We start from the raw sequence: 17,465 nt of genomic DNA, 5'->3' as shown, positions 1-17,465 counted from the left end.
CGAATATAACTCCTGATTGATATCTTCAATCAAGACGAAGAAGACCATGTTGAAGCAGCGCACCATCAAATCCATCGTGAAGACCGTGGGTATCGGTGTCCACTCGGGCCGCAAGATCGAGTTGACGCTCCGTCCCGCCGCGCCCGGCACGGGCATCGTCTTTTCACGCGTCGACCTGCCGACGCCGGTCGACATTCCCGCATCGGCGATGTCGATCGGCGACACGCGACTCGCGTCGGTGTTGCAGAAGGATGGCGTGCGCGTGTCGACGGTCGAGCACCTGATGTCCGCGTGTGCGGGCCTTGGCATCGACAATCTGTATGTCGACGTGACGGCCGAGGAAATCCCGATCATGGACGGCAGTGCGGCCACGTTCGTGTTCCTGATCCAGTCCGCCGGCATCGAGGAGCAGAACGCGCCGAAGCGCTTCATCAAGGTGAAGAAGCCGGTCGAAATCCGCGATGGCGACAAGTTCGCGCGTCTCGATCCGTATTTCGGCTTCAAGCTGAAGTTCTCGATCGATTTCCGCCACCCGGCCGTCGACAAGACGGGCCAGGAGCTCGAAGTCGATTTCGCGACCACGTCGTACGTGCGCGAGATCGCGCGTGCGCGCACGTTCGGTTTCGCGCACGAAGCAGAGATGCTGCGCGAGATCGGCCTGGCGCGCGGCGGCAGCATGGACAATGCGATCGTGCTCGACGAGTACCGGATCCTGAACAACGACGGGCTGCGCTACGACGACGAGTTCGTGAAGCACAAGATGCTCGACGCGATTGGCGACCTGTACGTGATCGGCCACCCGCTGCTGGCTTCGTACACCGCGTACAAGTCGGGCCACGGCCTGAACAACGCGTTGCTGCGCGAGTTGCTCGCACACGAAGACGCGTACGAGATCGTGACGTTCGACGATCCGCAGGCTGCGCCGAAAGGGTTTGCATTCGACGCGCAGACGGCTTTCGCGTGACCGGCGTTCGGCGCAAGCAATAAAAAAGCGACCCATCGGGTCGCTTTTTTTTCGGCTGGCGGCTGCCTGCGGCCGGTGCGGTCAACGCGGCTTCGCGCCATGCCGTGCCGCCATCCGCGCGAGCGCGGCCTGCAGCGGCGACGGTTCGAGATGGTCGGCGAGATCGCGCAGCGCGGCGGCGCCGGTCGACGTCATCCGCGCCTGCTTCACGGGCGGCGGCGTCGGCGCGTCCTTCGGCCGCACGCGCACGCGCAGCGTCGTCACCGGCCAGCCGCGCTTCTGGAGATCGCCGAGCAGCCGCATTTCGACCTGCCGCAGCCGTGCGGCCAGCGCATTGTGCGCGGCAAAGAGGGTCAGGGTGCCGTCCTTGATGAAACCCGGTTCGACGTGATTCGCGAGATAGTCGGGCAGGCACGCGCCGAGGTCGCGCTGCAGCGACGCGATCTGCTCGACGCCGGCGCGCAGCGCCGCGAATGCATCGGTCCGACCGAGCACTTCCGACACGGGTTGCGGGCGATAGGCGGCGAGCGGGCCGAAACGCTTGGAAAATCGGTTCATCGAGGCATTCTTCGAGCGCGTACGCGCGCGGACGTTGCAGCCGATTGTACCCGTGCCGGCCTGCGCACGGGCAGCTTTCGCCCGTGTCCGCCCGGCTTGGGCCCGCAGTGCCCCGTCCGGCCGGGACGCAGGCGCATGCGTCCCCGCGTGCTAAAATTCGACGTTTGAGTCCACTAATTCGCTAAGCCGCCGAGGCTCGGGCGCCGGGGCGCGCAACACGCGCCGGGCGCCGGTGCTGCGACGCAGGATCCGATCCGATGACAACCGGTTTTCTCCAGAAAATTTTTGGCAGCCGCAACCAGCGGCTCGTCAAGCAATACCAAAAGACCGTCGCGACGATCAATGCGCTCGAAACGCAGATCGAGAAGCTGACGGACGACCAGTTGCGCGGCAAGACGGACGAGTTCCGCCAGCGGGTCGCGGCCGGCGAGTCGCTCGACAAGCTGTTGCCCGAGGCCTTCGCGGTCTGTCGCGAGGCGAGCCGCCGCGTGCTGAAGATGCGGCACTTCGACGTGCAGATGATCGGCGGCATGGTGCTTCACTACGGCAAGATCGCGGAAATGCGCACGGGCGAGGGCAAGACGCTCGTCGCGACGCTGCCCGTGTACCTGAATGCGCTGGCCGGCCGCGGAGTGCACGTCGTGACCGTCAACGACTACCTCGCGCAGCGCGACGCCGAATGGATGGCGCGGCTCTACAATTTCCTCGGTCTGTCGGTCGGCATCAACCTGTCCGGCATGGAGCACGAACAGAAGCAGCAGGCCTACGCGGCGGACATCACGTACGGCACGAACAACGAATTCGGCTTCGACTACCTGCGCGACAACATGGTCTACGAGACCGACGCGCGCGTGCAGCGGGCGCTGAACTTCGCGGTCGTCGACGAAGTGGACTCGATCCTGATCGACGAAGCACGGACGCCGCTGATCATTTCGGGCCAGGCCGAGGATCACACCGAACTGTACGTGCGGATGAACGCACTGCCGCCGCTGCTCGAGCGCCAGATCGGCGAAGAGAAGGCCGACGGCACGGGCGTCGAGAAGCCGGGCGACTACACGCTCGACGAGAAGGCGCGCCAGGTGTTCCTGACGGAATCGGGCCACGAGAAGGCCGAGCGCCTGCTCGCCGAATGGGGCCTGATCGGCGAGGGCGAGAGCCTGTACGCGCCGCAGAACATCACGCTGATGCACCACGTGTACGCTGCGCTGCGCGCCCACACGCTGTTCCACAAGGATCAGCACTACGTCGTGCAGAACGGCGAAGTGGTCATCGTCGACGAATTCACGGGCCGCCTGATGGCGGGCCGCCGCTGGTCCGACGGGCTGCACCAGGCCGTCGAGGCGAAGGAGCACGTGAAGATCCAGAGCGAGAACCAGACGCTCGCGTCGATCACGTTCCAGAACTACTTCCGGATGTACGCGAAGCTGGCCGGCATGACCGGTACCGCGGACACCGAGGCGTACGAATTCAACGAGATCTACGGCCTCGAGACGGTCGTGATCCCGACCAACCGCCCGCCGAAGCGGATCGACAAGCAGGACCAGATCTACAAGACGGCCAAGGAGCGCTACGACGCGGTGATCCGCGACATCCGCGACTGCTACGAGCGCGGCCAGCCGGTGCTGGTCGGCACGACGTCGATCGAGAACTCCGAACTGCTGTCGCACCTGCTGAAGCAGGCCGGGCTGCCGCACGAAGTGCTGAACGCGAAGCAGCACGAGCGTGAAGCGGCGATCGTCGCGGAAGCCGGTCGTCCGAACCGCGTGACGATCGCGACCAACATGGCCGGCCGCGGTACCGACATCGTGCTCGGCGGCAACGTCGAGAAGCAGGCCGCATTCATCGAGGCCGACGACGCGATCCCGGCCGACGAAAAGGCGCGCCGCATCCAGAAGCTGCACGACGAGTGGGAAACGCTGCACGAGCAGGTGAAGGCCGCGGGCGGCCTGCACATCATCGGCACCGAGCGCCACGAATCGCGCCGGATCGACAACCAGTTGCGCGGCCGTGCGGGCCGCCAGGGCGATCCGGGCTCGTCACGCTTCTACCTGTCGCTCGACGATCCGCTGCTGCGCATCTTCGCGGGCGACCGCGTGCGCTCGATCATGGATCGCCTGAAGATGCCGGAAGGCGAGGCGATCGAAGCGGGCATCGTCACGCGGTCGATCGAATCGGCGCAGCGCAAGGTCGAAGCGCGCAACTTCGACATCCGCAAGCAACTGCTCGAATACGACGACGTGTCGAACGATCAGCGCAAGGTGATCTACCAGCAGCGCAACGAATTGCTCGAGGCGCACGACATCACCGAGACGATCACCGCGATGCGTCACGGCGTGATCGCCGAAGTCGTCCGCCAGTTCGTACCGGAAGGCAGCATCGAAGAGCAGTGGGACGTGCCCGAGCTCGAGGAAGCGTTGCGCAACGACTGGCAGCTCGACCTCGCGATCCAGGAAATGGTGAACGAGTCGTCGTCGATCACGGCCGAGGAGATTCTCGACGCGGTGATGACGGCCGCCGACGAGCAGTACGAGGCGAAGGTCGCGATGGTCGGCCGCGAATCGTTCAGCGCGTTCGAGCGTTCGGTGATGCTGCAGACGGTCGACCGCCTGTGGCGCGAACACCTCGCGGCACTCGACCACCTGCGCCAGGGTATTCACCTGCGCGGCTATGCGCAGAAGAACCCGAAGCAGGAATACAAGCGCGAGGCGTTCGAGCTGTTCGCCGCGATGCTCGACGCGATCAAGCAGGAAGTCACGCGCATCGTGATGAACGTGCAGATCCAGTCGCCGGAGCAGCTCGAGGAGGCTGCCGAGCAGATCGAGGAGCGCGGCGGTCATCTCGAGAACGTCGAATACCAGCACGCCGACTACGCGGACGCCGGCGCGCCGGTGGCGAACGTCACGGCAGCCGCGGCGGCCACCGCGACGGCCGACATGGTCGGCAGCGCGATGACGCACAGCGGCCCCGGCGGCGAAATGCCGAAGGTCGGCCGCAACGACCCGTGCCCGTGCGGCAGCGGCAAGAAGTACAAGCAATGTCACGGGAAGTTGTCATGATCGGCGGCGGCGCGCGTCACGCGTGCCGCGTCGTTCGTGGCTTCGAGTCAGTGATGTGAGTTGCGGCGGCCCGCGCGTGCGGCCGCCGGTTCTTCCAATCGATGCCGGCACGTGCCGGCATTTTCCATCCGGCAGGTGTGCCCCATGGCTGTCAATTTTCCGTCGATCGATCCCGCCCAACTGCATCCCGTCGCCGGCGTCACGCTCGGCTGGGCGGAAGCGAACATCCGCAAGCCGAATCGCAAGGACGTGCTGGTCATCTCCGTCGACGAAGGCGCGACGGTCGCGGGCGTGTTCACCGAAAACCGTTTCTGCGCGGCGCCGGTCACCGTCTGCCGCGAGCATCTGGCGAAGGTACGGGCCGGCGGCGCGGGCATCCGCGCGCTGGTCGTGAATACGGGCAATGCGAATGCGGGCACCGGCGAGCCGGGCCTCGTGAACGCCCGCGAGACCTGCACGGAACTCGCTCGTCTCGCAGGCATCGAGCCGGCGCAGGTGCTGCCGTTCTCGACCGGCGTGATTCTCGAGCCGCTGCCGATCGACCGCCTGAAGGCCGGCCTGCCGGCCGCGCTCGCGAACCGCAAGGCCGCGAACTGGTTCGACGCCGCGCAGGCGATCATGACGACCGACACGCTGCCGAAGGCGACGTCGCGCCAGGTGACGATCGACGGCCACACGGTCACGCTGACGGGCATCAGCAAGGGCGCGGGCATGATCAAGCCGAACATGGCGACGATGCTCGGCTTCCTCGCGTTCGATGCGAACGTCGCGCAGCCGGTGCTCGACACGCTCGTGAAGGAAGTGGCCGACCGCTCGTTCAACTGCATCACGATCGACGGCGACACGTCGACGAACGACTCGTTCATCCTGATCGCGTCGGGCAAGAGCACGCTGCCCGCGATCACGTCGACCGATTCGCCTGCCTATGCGGCGCTGCGCGACGCGGTGACGGAAGTCGCACAGGTGCTGTCGCAGCTGATCGTGCGCGACGGCGAAGGCGCGACGAAATTCATGACGGTGCAGGTCGAAGGCGGCAAGAGCGTCGCCGAATGCCGCCAGATCGCGTACGCGATCGGCCATTCGCCGCTCGTGAAGACGGCCTTCTATGCATCCGACCCCAACCTCGGCCGGATTCTCGCGGCGATCGGCTATGCGGGCGTCGCGGATCTCGACGTCGGCAAGATCGATCTCTATCTCGACGACGTGCTCGTCGCGAAGGCAGGCGGCCGCAATCCGGCCTACCAGGAAGAGGACGGCCAGCGGGTGATGAAGCAGAGCGAGATCACGATCCGCGTGCTGCTCGGCCGCGGCGATGCACAGGCCACCGTCTGGACGTGCGACCTGTCGCACGATTACGTGAGCATCAACGCGGATTACCGCTCCTGATCGGGAGCGCTCGAACGACATGGACAAGCTTGAACAGTTTCTGACGCGCGCGGAAGCGCTGCTCGGCCGTCTCGAAGGGATGCTGCCGCCCGCACCGGCGGCCATCGACTGGAACGCGGCCCACGCGTTCCGCTGGCGCAAGCGCCAAGGGCGCGGTTACCTGCAGCCGGTGCCGGCCGTGTCGTCGATCACGCTCGACGATCTGCACAACATCGATCGCCAGAAAGCGCTGATCGACCAGAACACGCGGCAGTTCGTGCAGCGCAAGCCGGCCAACAACGTGCTGCTGACCGGCGCACGCGGTACCGGCAAGTCGTCGCTGATCAAGGCGTGCCTGAACGCGTACGCGAACGACGGGCTGCGCCTGATCGAAGTCGACAAGGACGACCTGCACGATCTCGGCGACATCGTCGACCTGATTTCGCAGCGTCCGGAGCGGTTCATCGTGTTCTGCGACGACCTGTCGTTCGAGGACGGCGAATCGGGCTACAAGGCGCTGAAGGTCGCGCTCGACGGGTCGATCGCCGCGCAATCGGACAACGTGCTGATCTACGCGACGTCGAACCGCCGCCATTTGCTGCCCGAGTACATGAGCGACAACGAGTCGTACAAGCATCTGCCGGACGGCGAGATTCACCCCGGCGAAGTCGTCGAGGAGAAGATCTCGCTGTCGGAGCGCTTCGGTCTGTGGGTCAGCTTCTATCCGTTCAAGCAGGACGACTACCTCGACATCGTCGCGCACTGGCTGCGTCACTTCGGCTGCCCGGATGCGGAGATCGAGACGGCGCGCGGCGACGCGCTGGTGTGGGCGCTCGAGCGCGGTTCGCGCTCGGGCCGTGTCGCATGGCAGTTCGCGCGCGACTGGTCGGGCCGCAAGGAGCAGGCATGAGCGCGGACCTGGCACAGGGCGCCGTGCGGGCGCCGGACGGCCGCAAGGTGACGGAAGTCGCGGTCGGCGTGATGGTACAGCCGAACGGTCGTTATCTGCTCGCGCAACGCCTGCAGGGCAAGCCGTATGAAGGTTACTGGGAGTTTCCGGGCGGCAAGCTGGAGGCCGGCGAAAGCGTCGAGGACGCGCTTGCGCGCGAGCTGCACGAGGAACTCGGCATCGAAGTCACGGCCAGCCACCGCTGGCACACGCTCGAGCACGATTATCCGCACGCGTACGTGCGGCTCTATTTCTGCAAGGTGACGGGCTGGACGGGCGAGCCGCACAGCAAGGAAGGGCAGGCGTTCGTGTGGCAGCAACTGCCGGTCGAAGTCGCGCCGCTGTTGCCGGCAGCGCTGCCGGTGCTGGAACTGCTCGAGAAGGAAGCGGCGTCGCATTGACGCCGAGGCGGCCTGCCAGAAAGGCGGGCCATATCGCCGGCGGCCGGCGTGGTGCCGGTCAGCTGTCGCGACGGCCGTCGGCGCCGTCCTCTTCCGACGACGGGCCCTCGTCGGAGGCGCCCCCGATCCGGTACTTTTCCGCGGCCCATGCGCCGAGGTCGAGCTGCTTGCAGCGGGCCGAACAGAACGGGCGGAACTGATTTTCAGGCGTCCAGCGCACTTCGGCGCCGCACGACGGACATTTCACGACGGTAGTCATACGAAAGCATCGATCCGGCACGCGGCCGTTACAGATTGCACAGTGTCAGATGGAACGGCACGTCGATGTCCACCGCGCGCGGCCGCACGTCGCCGTCCTGCATGGTGAACCGCACCCACAACATGTATTTGTTGGCACTCGCTTCGGGAATCACGCGCAGCTCCGGCGGCACCCGGACCTGCATCAGCTGGTAGGTGCGGCCGGACAGCATCTGCTGGTAGCTGCCTTGCATCGCCATGACCTTCGACGCCTGACCCGATTCGCGCGCGAGCCGCAGCACGATCGCTGCGGCATCGCGCAACGGCAGCATCGGCAGGATCCACTTCGCGATATCCTGGCGCCGCTGCTCAGCGGGCCATTGCTGCCACGCGTAGTACGACGGCAGGTCGAACTTGCACGTCCCGCCCGGAATCACCGCGCGGCTGCGGATGCTGGCGAGCCACTCGTTGTCGACGAGGTGCTGGCCGGTCTTGCCCTGCATCTGCGCGAGATTCGCGAGCGTCTGCTCGATTTCGCCGAGCACGGCCTCGAGCGCGTTCTGCTCGATGCCCGGATTGCCGCGAAAGGGGGCGAGCGTCTGGCGTTGACGTTCGAGCTCCTTCATCAGATCCGATTTCAGGTCCGCGCGGCCCGTTACCTCGGCGATTTCGAACAGCGTCGTCAACGCGACGTGGTGTTCACGCGGGTCCTCCTGAGCCAAAAAGAACGCGAAGCGCTCGAACAGATCTTCGAGACGCAACAGCGTGCGAATTCGCTCGTTGAACGGATACTCGTAAAGAATCAAGCGCGCTCGCCTCGTCGGTAGGGATTGAAACAATGAAGGACATTCTAATGCCCCCTCTCTACCCTAGCAACGCACCAATTTCGTACACCATCACGATCGCGCGCGACGCTCAGTGCGCGGCGGCCGCGAATCCGACATAACGTTGGTGCAGTGCATCGACCTGCGCGGCGAGCGCGGCGGGCGTGACCGCGTCGTTGACGATCACGTCGTCGGCCGCCGCGAGGCGCGCTTCGCGCGTCGCCTGTCGCGCGATGATCGCTTCGACTTGTTCGCGCGTGAAACCGTTGCGCCGCATCACGCGCGCAATTTGCGTTTCGACCGGGCAGTCGACGACGAGCACGCGATCGCTGCGCGCCTTCCAGGTGCCCGATTCGACGAGCAGCGGCACGACGAACATCACGTACGGGCCCTGTGCTTCGTGCGCCTCGCGATCGGTCTCCGCGCGGATCAGCGGATGCGTGATCGCTTCGAGGCGCCGGCGCGCGTCGTCGTCGCTGAAGATCAGCGTGCGCATCCTCGCGCGATCGAGCGAGCCGTCGGCGGCCACGAAGTCGCGGCCGAAAGCTTGCTCGATCGCCGGCATCGCGAGGCCGCCCGGTGCGGTGATGCGATGGGCAATCAGGTCGGTATCGACGAGCGATGCGCCACGGGCGCCGAACAGGTCGGCGACGGTCGTCTTGCCGCTGCCGATACCGCCCGTGAGTCCTACGGAAAACATGTCAGCCTCCGAGCGCCGCATAGAAAGGGGTGCCGAAAAACAACGTGGCGACGCCGCCGGCCGCGAGGAACGGGCCGAACGGAATCGGCTCCTCGAAGCGCATGCGGCCGCGCCAGGTCGCGACGAGTCCGACGATCGCACCGGTCACCGCTGCGAACAGCACGACCTGCGGCAGTGCGGCCCAGCCCATCCACGCGCCGAGCGCGGCAAGCAGCTTCAGGTCGCCGAAACCGATGCCCTCGATGCCGCGCAGCCATTTGAACAACCAGTAGATCGACCACAGGAACAGGTAGCCGGCCATTGCGCCGATCACGGCCGAGCGCAGCGACGTGAAGGTGCCGCCGAGGTTCATGACGAGCCCGGCCCACAGCAGCGGCAGCGTCATCGAGTCGGGCAGGTAGCCGGTCCGGATATCGATCGCGCTCATCGCGAGCAGCGCCGCGCACAATGCGAACGCGGCAAGCGCGGCGACGGTCGGGCCGAACGCCGCGAGCGAGGCGGCGGCGAGCAGCGCGCACGCGAGTTCGACGAGCACATAGCGGACGCCGATCGCATGGCCGCAGCACCGGCAGCGCCCGCGCAGCATCAGGTAGCTGACGAGCGGGATGTTTTCCCACGCGCGCAATACGTGGCCGCAGTGCGGGCAGGCGCTACGCGGGCGCCACAGATCGTAGCGCGGCGGATAACCGTCGTCGGGCGGGACGCTCGCGGCGCCCGTCGCTTCTGCGATCTCGGCCTGCCACGCGCGCTGCATCATCACGGGTAACCGGTGCACGACCACGTTCAGGAAGCTGCCGATGCAAAGGCCGATGACGACCGCGAACGCATACTGCAGCGCGGGCGGCAGCATCGCCAGCGCGAGCAGCGTGCTCTCGGGCGAATCGGAAACGGCGGACAGGGGCGCTGGCGTCATGAGGCTCGAGGTTCGGACAAAAAGGCGACAGAATCGGTTGCGATGCTACACCACGTTGCCGAGTTGAAGGATCGGCAGGTACATCGCGATCACGAGGCCGCCGACGAGGGCGCCCAGGACGATCACGATCAACGGTTCGCCGAGCGCCGCGAGCGCATCGAGGCGCGCGTCGAGCTGACGTTCGCACGACGCGGCGATGTCGGCCAGCATCGTGTCGAGCGCACCGGATTCCTCGGCGACGGCGATCGGTTGCACGACGTCGTCCGGAAAGCAGCCGGCCGAATGCATCGCATCGGCCAGACGCACGCCGCGCAATACGCGTGCGGCGATGTGCGCGGTGGCGTGCGCGAACACCGGATGGCCGGCCGTGCGCTCGAGCGTGGCGAATGCATCGGCGAGCGGCACGCCGGCGCCGAGCAGGGTCGCCAGCGAGCGGCACCAGCGTGCGGCCGCGAACCGCTCCAGCGCGCTGCCCGCGAGCGGGGCGCGCAGCAGGCGCCGCGCGAGCGCATGACGCAGCGAGGCCGAGCGCCGAAGCGCGTGCTGCGCGGCAATCCCCGTGGCGGCCGCGCCGGCCAGAAGCACACCGCCCCACGCCGACAGCGCGGAGGACAGCGCGAGCAGTGCGCGGGTCGGTGCGGGCAGGGCGGCGCCGAAACCGTCGAAGATCTGCCGGAAGGTCGGCACGACCCACACCATCAATGCCGCCGAGATCGCGAGCGCGAACAGGATCACGGCGGCCGGATACGCGAGTGCCGCGCGCAGCTTGCGCCATTGCGCATCGGCACGCTCGCGGTGTTCCGCGAGCCGTGTCAGCACGATGCCGAGCGAACCGGACGCTTCACCGACCTCGATCAACTGGCGATACAGCGTGCCGAACTGCGATGGATAGCGTGCGAGCGCATCGGCGAAGCGCCGGCCGCCGACGATTTCGCGCGCGAGCCCCGCGGCGATGCGCGGCACGCCGTCGCGCGTGCGGGTGCGCGCGAGCATCTCGAGCGACGGTGCAAGCGGCAGGCCGGCTTGCAGCAGGCTCGCGAGCTGGCGCGTGAAGCGCGTGATGTCGCGCGCGGCCGCCGCAGGCGGACGGGCCGGCCCGCGGACGTCGAGCGACAGTACCGCGATGCCGTCGCGCGCGAGCGTGGCGCGCGCGGCCGCGGCGTCAAAGGCGATGACGATCCCGCGGCGCGGCGAGCCGTCGCGATGGCGGCCGCGCCATGCAAAGCGGGTTTCGCGCGGCGGCGTGCGCATGTTCACGCTACGGGTGTGGCGGCGACGGCTTCCGCGATACTCGTCGTGCCGTCCATGACGCGCGCGAATGCCGCGTCGCGCAGGGTGCGCACGCCTTCGGTCGCCACGCACTGCGCGAGTTCGCCGACGCTCGCCCGCGCGACGATGCGCTCGGCCAGCCGGGGCGATACCGGCATCGTCTGATGCAGGCCGATGCGGCCGCGATAGCCGATCCCGTGACAGGCGGCACAGCCGCGCGCGACGAACGGCCGCCATCCGGCTGCCAGCGCCGCCGGGTCGCACCCGGCTTCCCGCAGCGCGCGCACCGATGCGTCCGAATGCACGCGGCAGGCGACGCACAGGCGCCGGACGAGACGCTGCGCGGTGACGAGGTGCAGCGCGGCGGCGAGGTTGTACGGCGCGACGCCGATGTCGAGCAGCCGCGCGACGGCGGCCGGCGCGTCGTTCGTGTGCAGCGTCGACAGCACGAGATGGCCGGTCTGCGCGGCCTTGATCGCGACATCGGCCGTCTCCGCATCGCGAATCTCGCCGACCATGATGACGTCCGGATCCTGCCGCAACAGCGCGCGCAGCGCCGTCGCGAACGTGAGCCCCGCCTTGTCGGCGACCCCGACCTGATTGATTCCGTCGAGCTGGATCTCGGCAGGATCCTCGACCGTGCAGACGTTGCGCGCGTCGCGATCGAGCATCTGCAGCGCGCAGTAGAGCGACAGCGTCTTGCCGCTGCCGGTCGGGCCCGTGACGAGCACGAGGCCATGCGGCGCGCGGATCGCGGCCTCCATCGCGGCCGCCTGCCGCGCGTCGAAGCCGAGGTTGGCAAGCGTGAGATCGGGCGGCAGCGTTTCGAGCCGCCGCAGCACGAGCTTTTCGCCGAACAGCGTGGGCAGCGAGCTGACGCGGTAGTCGCCGCGCGTGCCGCCGTCGATCGCGATGCGCAGCCGGCCGTCCTGGGGAAGCCGCCGCTCGGCGATGTCCATGCGCGAGAGCACCTTGATCCGCGTGACGAGCGCGTCGCGCAGGTGCAGCGGCGGTCGCGCCAGTTCATGCAGCACGCCGTCGACGCGCAGACGGATGCGCCAGCCGGCTTCGAACGGCTCGACGTGGATATCCGATGCGTCGCGCACGCGCGCCGCATGCAGCGTGTCCGTCAGCAGGCGTACGGCGGGGGCGTCGTCGAGCTGGGCCGCATCGAGTGCCGGGGGCGCGGCGGCGGGCGGAGCGTCGGAATGCGCGGGCGACGACTGCGTGCGCAGCGGCGCCCCGGAGGAAGGGAAATGCATGTGAGCCGGCACGCTGGCCGCCTGTTGACCGTGATGCGCAGATGATCGCGCGTCGCGTGCGGCGCCGGCAGTCGGCCGTTCGGCCAGGGCCTGTTCGCGCTAATGGCGGAAAGGCACGTTCGCAAGCCCGTTATTAGCGTGAACAGGCCCTAGCGCGCGGCGCCGCGTCCGGTACGTGTGCCGCGCGGCTTGAACAGCTTGACGGTACGTACGGCCTGATCGTCGCTGCGCATCACTTCGAGCATCACGTCGCCGATTTTCAAGCACACGTCGTCTTCCGGAATTTCCTCGAGGATCTCGAGTACCAGTCCGTTCAGCGTCTTCGGCCCGTCGGTCGGCAGTTTCAGGTGCAGCCAGCGGTTCAGTTCGCGCAGCGGCATGCTGGCCGAGACGATGCATTCGCCGTTCTCGTCCCAGCCGCCCGCGCGTTCGCTGCGCGGCATCGACGTCGTGAATTCGCCGATCAGTTCCTCGATGATGTCCTCGGGCGTGACGAGCCCTTCGAGTTCGCCGTATTCGTTGACGACGAGCGCGGTGCGATGCCGGGTTTCCTGGAAGAACTGGAGCTGCTGGACCACCGGCGTGCCCGACGGCACGTAGTACGGTTCGGTGAGCAGCGTGCGCAGCGTCTCGCGGTCGAAATCCTGGTTGTGCAGCGCGGTGAGCGTCTTGCGCACGTGCAGCACGCCGAGCACCTTGTCGATGTCGCCTTCGTAGACCACCAGCCGGTTGTGATAGCAGGTTTCGAGCTGATGCAGGATGTCGTCGAGCGGCGCGTAGAAGTTGAGCGACTCGATCTGGCGGCGCGGCACCATCACGTCGTCGACCGTGATGTTCTCGAGGTCGAACAGATTGAGCAGGATGCTGCGGTGCTTGGTCGGCATGAAACTGCTCGATTCGAGCACGATGGCCCGCAGCTCGTCGGCCGACATCCGCTGGTCGCGGCCCTTCTTCGTGTTGATGCGCAGCACCCACAGCACGCCGTTCGCGAGCGCATTGACGAACCAGACGACCGGCTTGAACACGCGCATCAGCGGGGCGATCACGAGGCTCGCGGGCAGCGCGATGCGTTCGGGGAACGTCGCGCCGACGATCTTCGGCGCGATTTCCGCGAACACGATGATCAGGAATGCGACGACGCCGGTCGCGATCGACAGCGCGAGGTTGTTGCGGCCGAACGTATGGAGCGCGAGCGAGGTCGTGAGGACGGGGATGATCGTGTTGAACAGGTTGTTGCCGATCAGGATCACGCTGAGCAGCAAGTCAGTGCGCGTGAGCAGCCCCTGCGTGGTTTTCGCGCCGAGTACGCCCTGGCCGGCGAGATGCTTCAGCCGATGGCGATTGAGCGCCATCATCGCGGTCTCGGAAATGGAAAAGAAGCTGGAACAGAGGAGAAGCAGGAAGACGGCGCCGATTTGCGCCCATAAGGGAATTTGGTCCACGCGTTGGAAAGAGCAGTGAAGGACAGGGATGGGGGAAATATAGCAGAGGCCGGCGACCGCGATGTGTCGCGCGCGATACGGGAGCCTGCGGCTGCCGGACGAAAAAAAACCGTGCACGCGGTGCACGGTTTTTTTAAATCTGGTCGGGGTGAGAGGATTCGAACCTCCGGCCTCTACGTCCCGAACGTAGCGCTCTACCAGGCTAAGCTACACCCCGATTTTTGCTCTTCGGACTTCGCCGTCTTCATGAAGATCGCTGCGTCGTCTCAAGCAAGAACGTAACTATAACGATGTTTTTTCTAAAAGGGAATACTTGGATGAAGAAATTTTTCGGGACAAGGCATCGCTCCCCGAACGCCGCGTGTTTACGATTGTCGCGACGTCGAGTATGAGCACAACCCGAGCAAGCTTTCCTTGTAGATCGAATCGGGGAACGCGGCAATCGCCGCTGCTGCCGCCTGCGCTTCCTGACGCGCGCATTCGAGCGTGTGATCGAGCGCGCCCGAGCGCGTGATCGCTTCGAAAATCGTGTCGAAGCGATCGGTGCCGCCCTGTTCGATCGCCTCGCGTGCGAGTGCCGACTGTTCGGGCGTGCCGCGCTCGATCAGGTAGATGAGCGGCAGCGTCGGCTTGCCTTCGCGGAGATCGTCGCCGGCATTCTTGCCCATCGCCTCGGCGGTGCCTGCATAGTCGAGCCAGTCGTCCATGATCTGGAACGCGGTGCCGATCCGGCGGCCGTATTCGGCTGCGGCGGCCTCGGTCGGCGCATCGGCGCCTGCGAGCACGGCGCCCAGACGGGCCGACGCCTCGAACAGCTTCGCCGTCTTGTACCGGATCACCTGCATGTAGCGCGCTTCGTCGACGTCCGCATCGTGCATGTTGAGGAGTTGCAGCACCTCACCTTCCGAAATGATCGTCGTCGCTTCGGACAGGATCTCCATCACGCGCATCTTGCCGACGCCGACCATCATCTCGAACGAGCGCGAGTAGAGGTAATCGCCCACCAGCACGCTCGCCGCGTTGCCGAACAGCGCATTGGCGGTCTGGCGGCCGCGGCGCAGTTCGGATTCGTCGACGACGTCGTCGTGCAGCAGCGTGGCCGTGTGGATGAACTCGACGACGGCGGCCAGCACGTGCCGCTGGTGCGACGTTTCGCCGAGCGCGCCGGCGACGAGCAGCAGCAGCGCCGGACGCAGCCGCTTGCCGCCCGCGCCGATGATGTACTCGGCGATCTGGTTGATCAGCAGCACGTCGGACGCGAGGCTTTGCCGGATAACGCGATTCACCTGCTCCATGTCGCTGGTGATCGGGGCGAGCAGGTGGGCGGCGCTGAGGGTGGGGGAGGCGGTGGACGACGACATGATGATGGAATTGGGTGATGCCGCGGATTATAAGTCGAATCCGCGATATGCCGGTCTGTCAGACGTACCGGCAGCGCGATTTTTGGCCGTCCGGCCGAGGCCCGCGCGCGGCAATCGTCGATCGGCTTTGACTTGGGTGCTAACCCCATGTATAATCACGTGTTTTCCGCGCGTGGTGTGCGGAAAAATTGGATCCAGAGTGAGGTTCTCAATGTACGCGGTCATAAAAACCGGCGGCAAGCAGTACAAGGTTGCCGTTGGCGAAAAACTCAAAGTAGAACAGATACCGGCTGACATTGACGCTGAAATCACGCTCGACCAGGTTCTCGCAGTGGGCGAAGGCGAATCGATTAAGTTCGGTGCGCCGCTGGTCAGTGGGGCTTCCGTCAAGGCCACCGTTGTGTCGCACGGTCGTCATGCCAAGGTCACCATCTTCAAGATGCGTCGCCGGAAGCACTACCAAAAGCACGGCGGCCACCGCCAGAACTACACCGAGCTGCGCATCGACGCGATCAACGCGTAAGCGCCTCGGTAAAGGAGCAATCAGATGGCACACAAAAAGGCAGGCGGCTCTTCCCGGAACGGCCGCGACTCCGAGTCGAAACGTCTCGGCGTGAAAGTGTACGGCGGCCAGGCGATCAATGCCGGCGGCATCATCGTGCGTCAGCGCGGTACGCGCATGCACGCTGGCGAGAACGTCGGCATGGGCAAGGATCACACCCTGTTCGCGCTGGTCGACGGTCACGTCAAGTTCGCGACGAAGGGCGCGGACAAGAAGCATCTGGTCATCGTCGTCCCGGCGGCTGCCTAAGTCAGGCACCCACGGGCTTCGTAGCCGAAAGGCCCCGCAGTCTTCGCGGGGCCTTTTTTATTGGGTCGCCGGGCGCATGTGCGTGCCGGCGACCCTCGCGCAACCGGCGTGCGATCGGCCGAACGGCAGATTGTTCAAGCGCGCCGGCGCGCGGCACAATAGCGGAAATACTGGGCGGAGTGACGAATGAAGTTCATTGACGAAGCACGAATCGAAGTCATCGCCGGCGACGGAGGCGATGGCAGCGCGTCGATGCGCCGTGAGAAATTCGTCCCGTTCGGCGGGCCGGACGGTGGCGACGGCGGCCGGGGCGGCAGCGTTTACGCGATCGCCGACCGCAACATCAACACGCTGATCGACTACCGTTACGCGAAGAAGCACCTCGCGCGCAACGGCGAAAACGGTCGCGGCTCGGATTGCTACGGCAAGGGCGGCGACGATGTCACGCTGCGCATGCCGGTCGGCACGATCATCAGCGACATGGAGACGGGCGAGCTGATCGCCGATCTGACCGAGCACGACCAGCGGGTGATGCTCGCGCAGGGCGGTGCCGGCGGCCTCGGCAACCTGCATTTCAAGTCGAGTACGAACCGCGCGCCGCGCCAGAAGACGGACGGCAAGCCGGGCGAGCGGCGCATGCTGAAGCTCGAGCTGAAAGTGCTCGCCGACGTCGGCCTGCTCGGCATGCCGAACGCGGGCAAGTCGACCTTCATCTCGTCGGTGTCGAACGCAAAGCCGAAGATCGCCGATTACCCGTTCACGACGCTCGCGCCGAATCTCGGCGTGGTGCGTGTCGGCCCGAGCAAGAGCTTCGTGATCGCCGACATCCCGGGGCTGATCGAGGGGGCGGCCGAAGGCGCGGGCCTCGGGCATCAATTCCTGCGCCACCTGCAGCGTACCGGCGTGCTGCTGCATCTGGTCGATCTCGCGCCGTTCGACGAAAGCGTCGATCCGGTCGCGGAAGCGACGGCGATCGTCGGCGAGCTGCGCAAGTACGACGAGGCCCTCTACGAGAAGCCGCGCTGGCTCGTGCTCAACAAGCTGGACATGGTGCCGGAAGACGAGCGCGAGGCGCGCGTCGCGGATTTCCTCGACCGCTTCGGCTGGGACGGCCCCGTGTTCGAGATCTCGGCGCTGACGGGCCAGGGCTGCGAAGCGCTGTGCTACGCGATCTACGACTATCTCTCCGAACATTCGGACGCGCATCGCGCGGCGGAGGCGGAGGATCTCGCGGCGGACGTGCGTTTCCGCGATGCGCCGCCGGCGAAGGGCGGTTCGGCGCCGGACGACGCCGCCTGAACGGTAACGCGCCGGGCGTGCCGCCCGGCGTTGGCGTTCAATCGCGCCCGGCCG

Annotated in this window: 17 protein-coding genes and 1 tRNA gene; 8 read left to right on the top strand and 10 right to left on the bottom strand. The window is 66.4% G+C overall.

Annotated features, from left to right (window positions below; genetic code table 11):
• Positions 1-46: 46 nt before the first annotated feature.
• A complete protein-coding gene (gene lpxC / locus WS89_RS16355; RefSeq protein ID WP_006487145.1) occupies positions 47-964 on the top strand; it encodes a UDP-3-O-acyl-N-acetylglucosamine deacetylase in 918 nt (305 codons plus the stop codon).
• Positions 965-1,045: 81 nt separating this feature from the next.
• On the opposite strand, the gene WS89_RS16350 is transcribed toward lpxC, so the two are convergent.
• Positions 1,046-1,522: a DUF721 domain-containing protein gene (locus WS89_RS16350; RefSeq protein ID WP_059791921.1), complete on the bottom strand. Its 477-nt coding sequence runs from the start codon at positions 1,520-1,522 to the stop codon at positions 1,046-1,048.
• 257 nt (positions 1,523-1,779) lie between these two features.
• On the opposite strand from WS89_RS16350, the gene secA reads away from it, so the two are divergent.
• From secA to WS89_RS16330, 4 genes are all read left to right on the top strand, one after another.
• Positions 1,780-4,578 (top strand): preprotein translocase subunit SecA, encoded by a 2,799-nt coding sequence (secA, locus tag WS89_RS16345; RefSeq protein WP_059791919.1) that lies wholly within the window; start codon positions 1,780-1,782, stop codon positions 4,576-4,578.
• 144 nt (positions 4,579-4,722) lie between these two features.
• On the top strand, positions 4,723-5,964 hold the full coding sequence (argJ, locus tag WS89_RS16340; RefSeq protein ID WP_006496770.1) for a bifunctional glutamate N-acetyltransferase/amino-acid acetyltransferase ArgJ: 1,242 nt from the start codon (positions 4,723-4,725) through the stop codon (positions 5,962-5,964).
• Positions 5,965-5,983: 19 nt separating this feature from the next.
• Entirely contained in the window at positions 5,984-6,853 is an 870-nt protein-coding gene (locus tag WS89_RS16335) for an ATP-binding protein (protein WP_034206332.1), read from the top strand.
• On the top strand, positions 6,850-7,293 hold the full coding sequence (locus WS89_RS16330; protein WP_059791917.1) for an NUDIX domain-containing protein: 444 nt from the start codon (positions 6,850-6,852) through the stop codon (positions 7,291-7,293). The genes WS89_RS16335 and WS89_RS16330 overlap by 4 nt, the downstream gene beginning before the upstream one ends.
• 58 nt (positions 7,294-7,351) lie before the next feature.
• Here the strand turns inward: WS89_RS16330 and WS89_RS16325 are convergent, their stop codons facing one another.
• The 9 genes from WS89_RS16325 to WS89_RS16285 all read right to left on the bottom strand — a co-directional run bounded on the left by WS89_RS16325 (position 7,352) and on the right by WS89_RS16285 (position 15,301).
• The gene (locus WS89_RS16325; RefSeq protein ID WP_059500911.1) at positions 7,352-7,552 is read right to left on the bottom strand and encodes a DNA gyrase inhibitor YacG; all 201 of its coding nucleotides are present in this window, start codon (positions 7,550-7,552) and stop codon (positions 7,352-7,354) included.
• A 28-nt stretch (positions 7,553-7,580) separates the two neighbouring features.
• Positions 7,581-8,336, bottom strand: coding sequence for a cell division protein ZapD (gene zapD / locus WS89_RS16320; protein WP_027783465.1), 756 nt, complete (start codon positions 8,334-8,336; stop codon positions 7,581-7,583).
• Between the two features lie 109 nt (positions 8,337-8,445).
• Positions 8,446-9,054 (bottom strand): dephospho-CoA kinase, encoded by a 609-nt coding sequence (gene coaE, locus WS89_RS16315; protein WP_059500912.1) that lies wholly within the window; start codon positions 9,052-9,054, stop codon positions 8,446-8,448.
• Position 9,055: 1 nt separating this feature from the next.
• The gene (locus WS89_RS16310; RefSeq protein ID WP_059791915.1) at positions 9,056-9,967 is read right to left on the bottom strand and encodes a prepilin peptidase; all 912 of its coding nucleotides are present in this window, start codon (positions 9,965-9,967) and stop codon (positions 9,056-9,058) included.
• Positions 9,968-10,012: 45 nt separating this feature from the next.
• Positions 10,013-11,218, bottom strand: a complete 1,206-nt coding sequence (locus tag WS89_RS16305; protein ID WP_059791912.1) for a type II secretion system F family protein — start codon at positions 11,216-11,218, stop codon at positions 10,013-10,015.
• A 2-nt stretch (positions 11,219-11,220) separates the two neighbouring features.
• On the bottom strand, positions 11,221-12,498 hold the full coding sequence (locus WS89_RS16300) for a GspE/PulE family protein (RefSeq protein ID WP_059791910.1): 1,278 nt from the start codon (positions 12,496-12,498) through the stop codon (positions 11,221-11,223).
• Between the two features lie 149 nt (positions 12,499-12,647).
• Positions 12,648-13,940 (bottom strand): HlyC/CorC family transporter, encoded by a 1,293-nt coding sequence (locus tag WS89_RS16295; protein WP_059500916.1) that lies wholly within the window; start codon positions 13,938-13,940, stop codon positions 12,648-12,650.
• A 140-nt stretch (positions 13,941-14,080) separates the two neighbouring features.
• A tRNA-Pro gene (locus WS89_RS16290) sits at positions 14,081-14,157 on the bottom strand.
• Between the two features lie 148 nt (positions 14,158-14,305).
• On the bottom strand, positions 14,306-15,301 hold the full coding sequence (locus WS89_RS16285; RefSeq protein ID WP_034206340.1) for a polyprenyl synthetase family protein: 996 nt from the start codon (positions 15,299-15,301) through the stop codon (positions 14,306-14,308).
• A 211-nt stretch (positions 15,302-15,512) separates the two neighbouring features.
• Between WS89_RS16285 and rplU the strand changes: the two genes are divergently transcribed.
• The 3 genes from rplU to obgE all read left to right on the top strand — a co-directional run bounded on the left by rplU (position 15,513) and on the right by obgE (position 17,411).
• Positions 15,513-15,824, top strand: a complete 312-nt coding sequence (gene rplU, locus WS89_RS16280) for a 50S ribosomal protein L21 (protein WP_027783472.1) — start codon at positions 15,513-15,515, stop codon at positions 15,822-15,824.
• A 24-nt stretch (positions 15,825-15,848) separates the two neighbouring features.
• Complete coding sequence (rpmA, locus tag WS89_RS16275) at positions 15,849-16,112, top strand: 50S ribosomal protein L27 (RefSeq protein ID WP_006476999.1); 264 nt, start codon at positions 15,849-15,851, stop codon at positions 16,110-16,112.
• A gap of 186 nt (positions 16,113-16,298) precedes the next feature.
• Complete coding sequence (obgE, locus tag WS89_RS16270) at positions 16,299-17,411, top strand: GTPase ObgE (RefSeq protein ID WP_059791908.1); 1,113 nt, start codon at positions 16,299-16,301, stop codon at positions 17,409-17,411.
• Positions 17,412-17,465: the final 54 nt, after the last annotated feature.

It is taken from the genome of Burkholderia sp. MSMB1072, from assembly GCF_001524725.1.
GTDB lineage: Bacteria > Pseudomonadota > Gammaproteobacteria > Burkholderiales > Burkholderiaceae > Burkholderia.
Note: the sequence above shows the minus strand (reverse complement) of the source record. Positions and strands in the feature narration are given on the sequence as shown.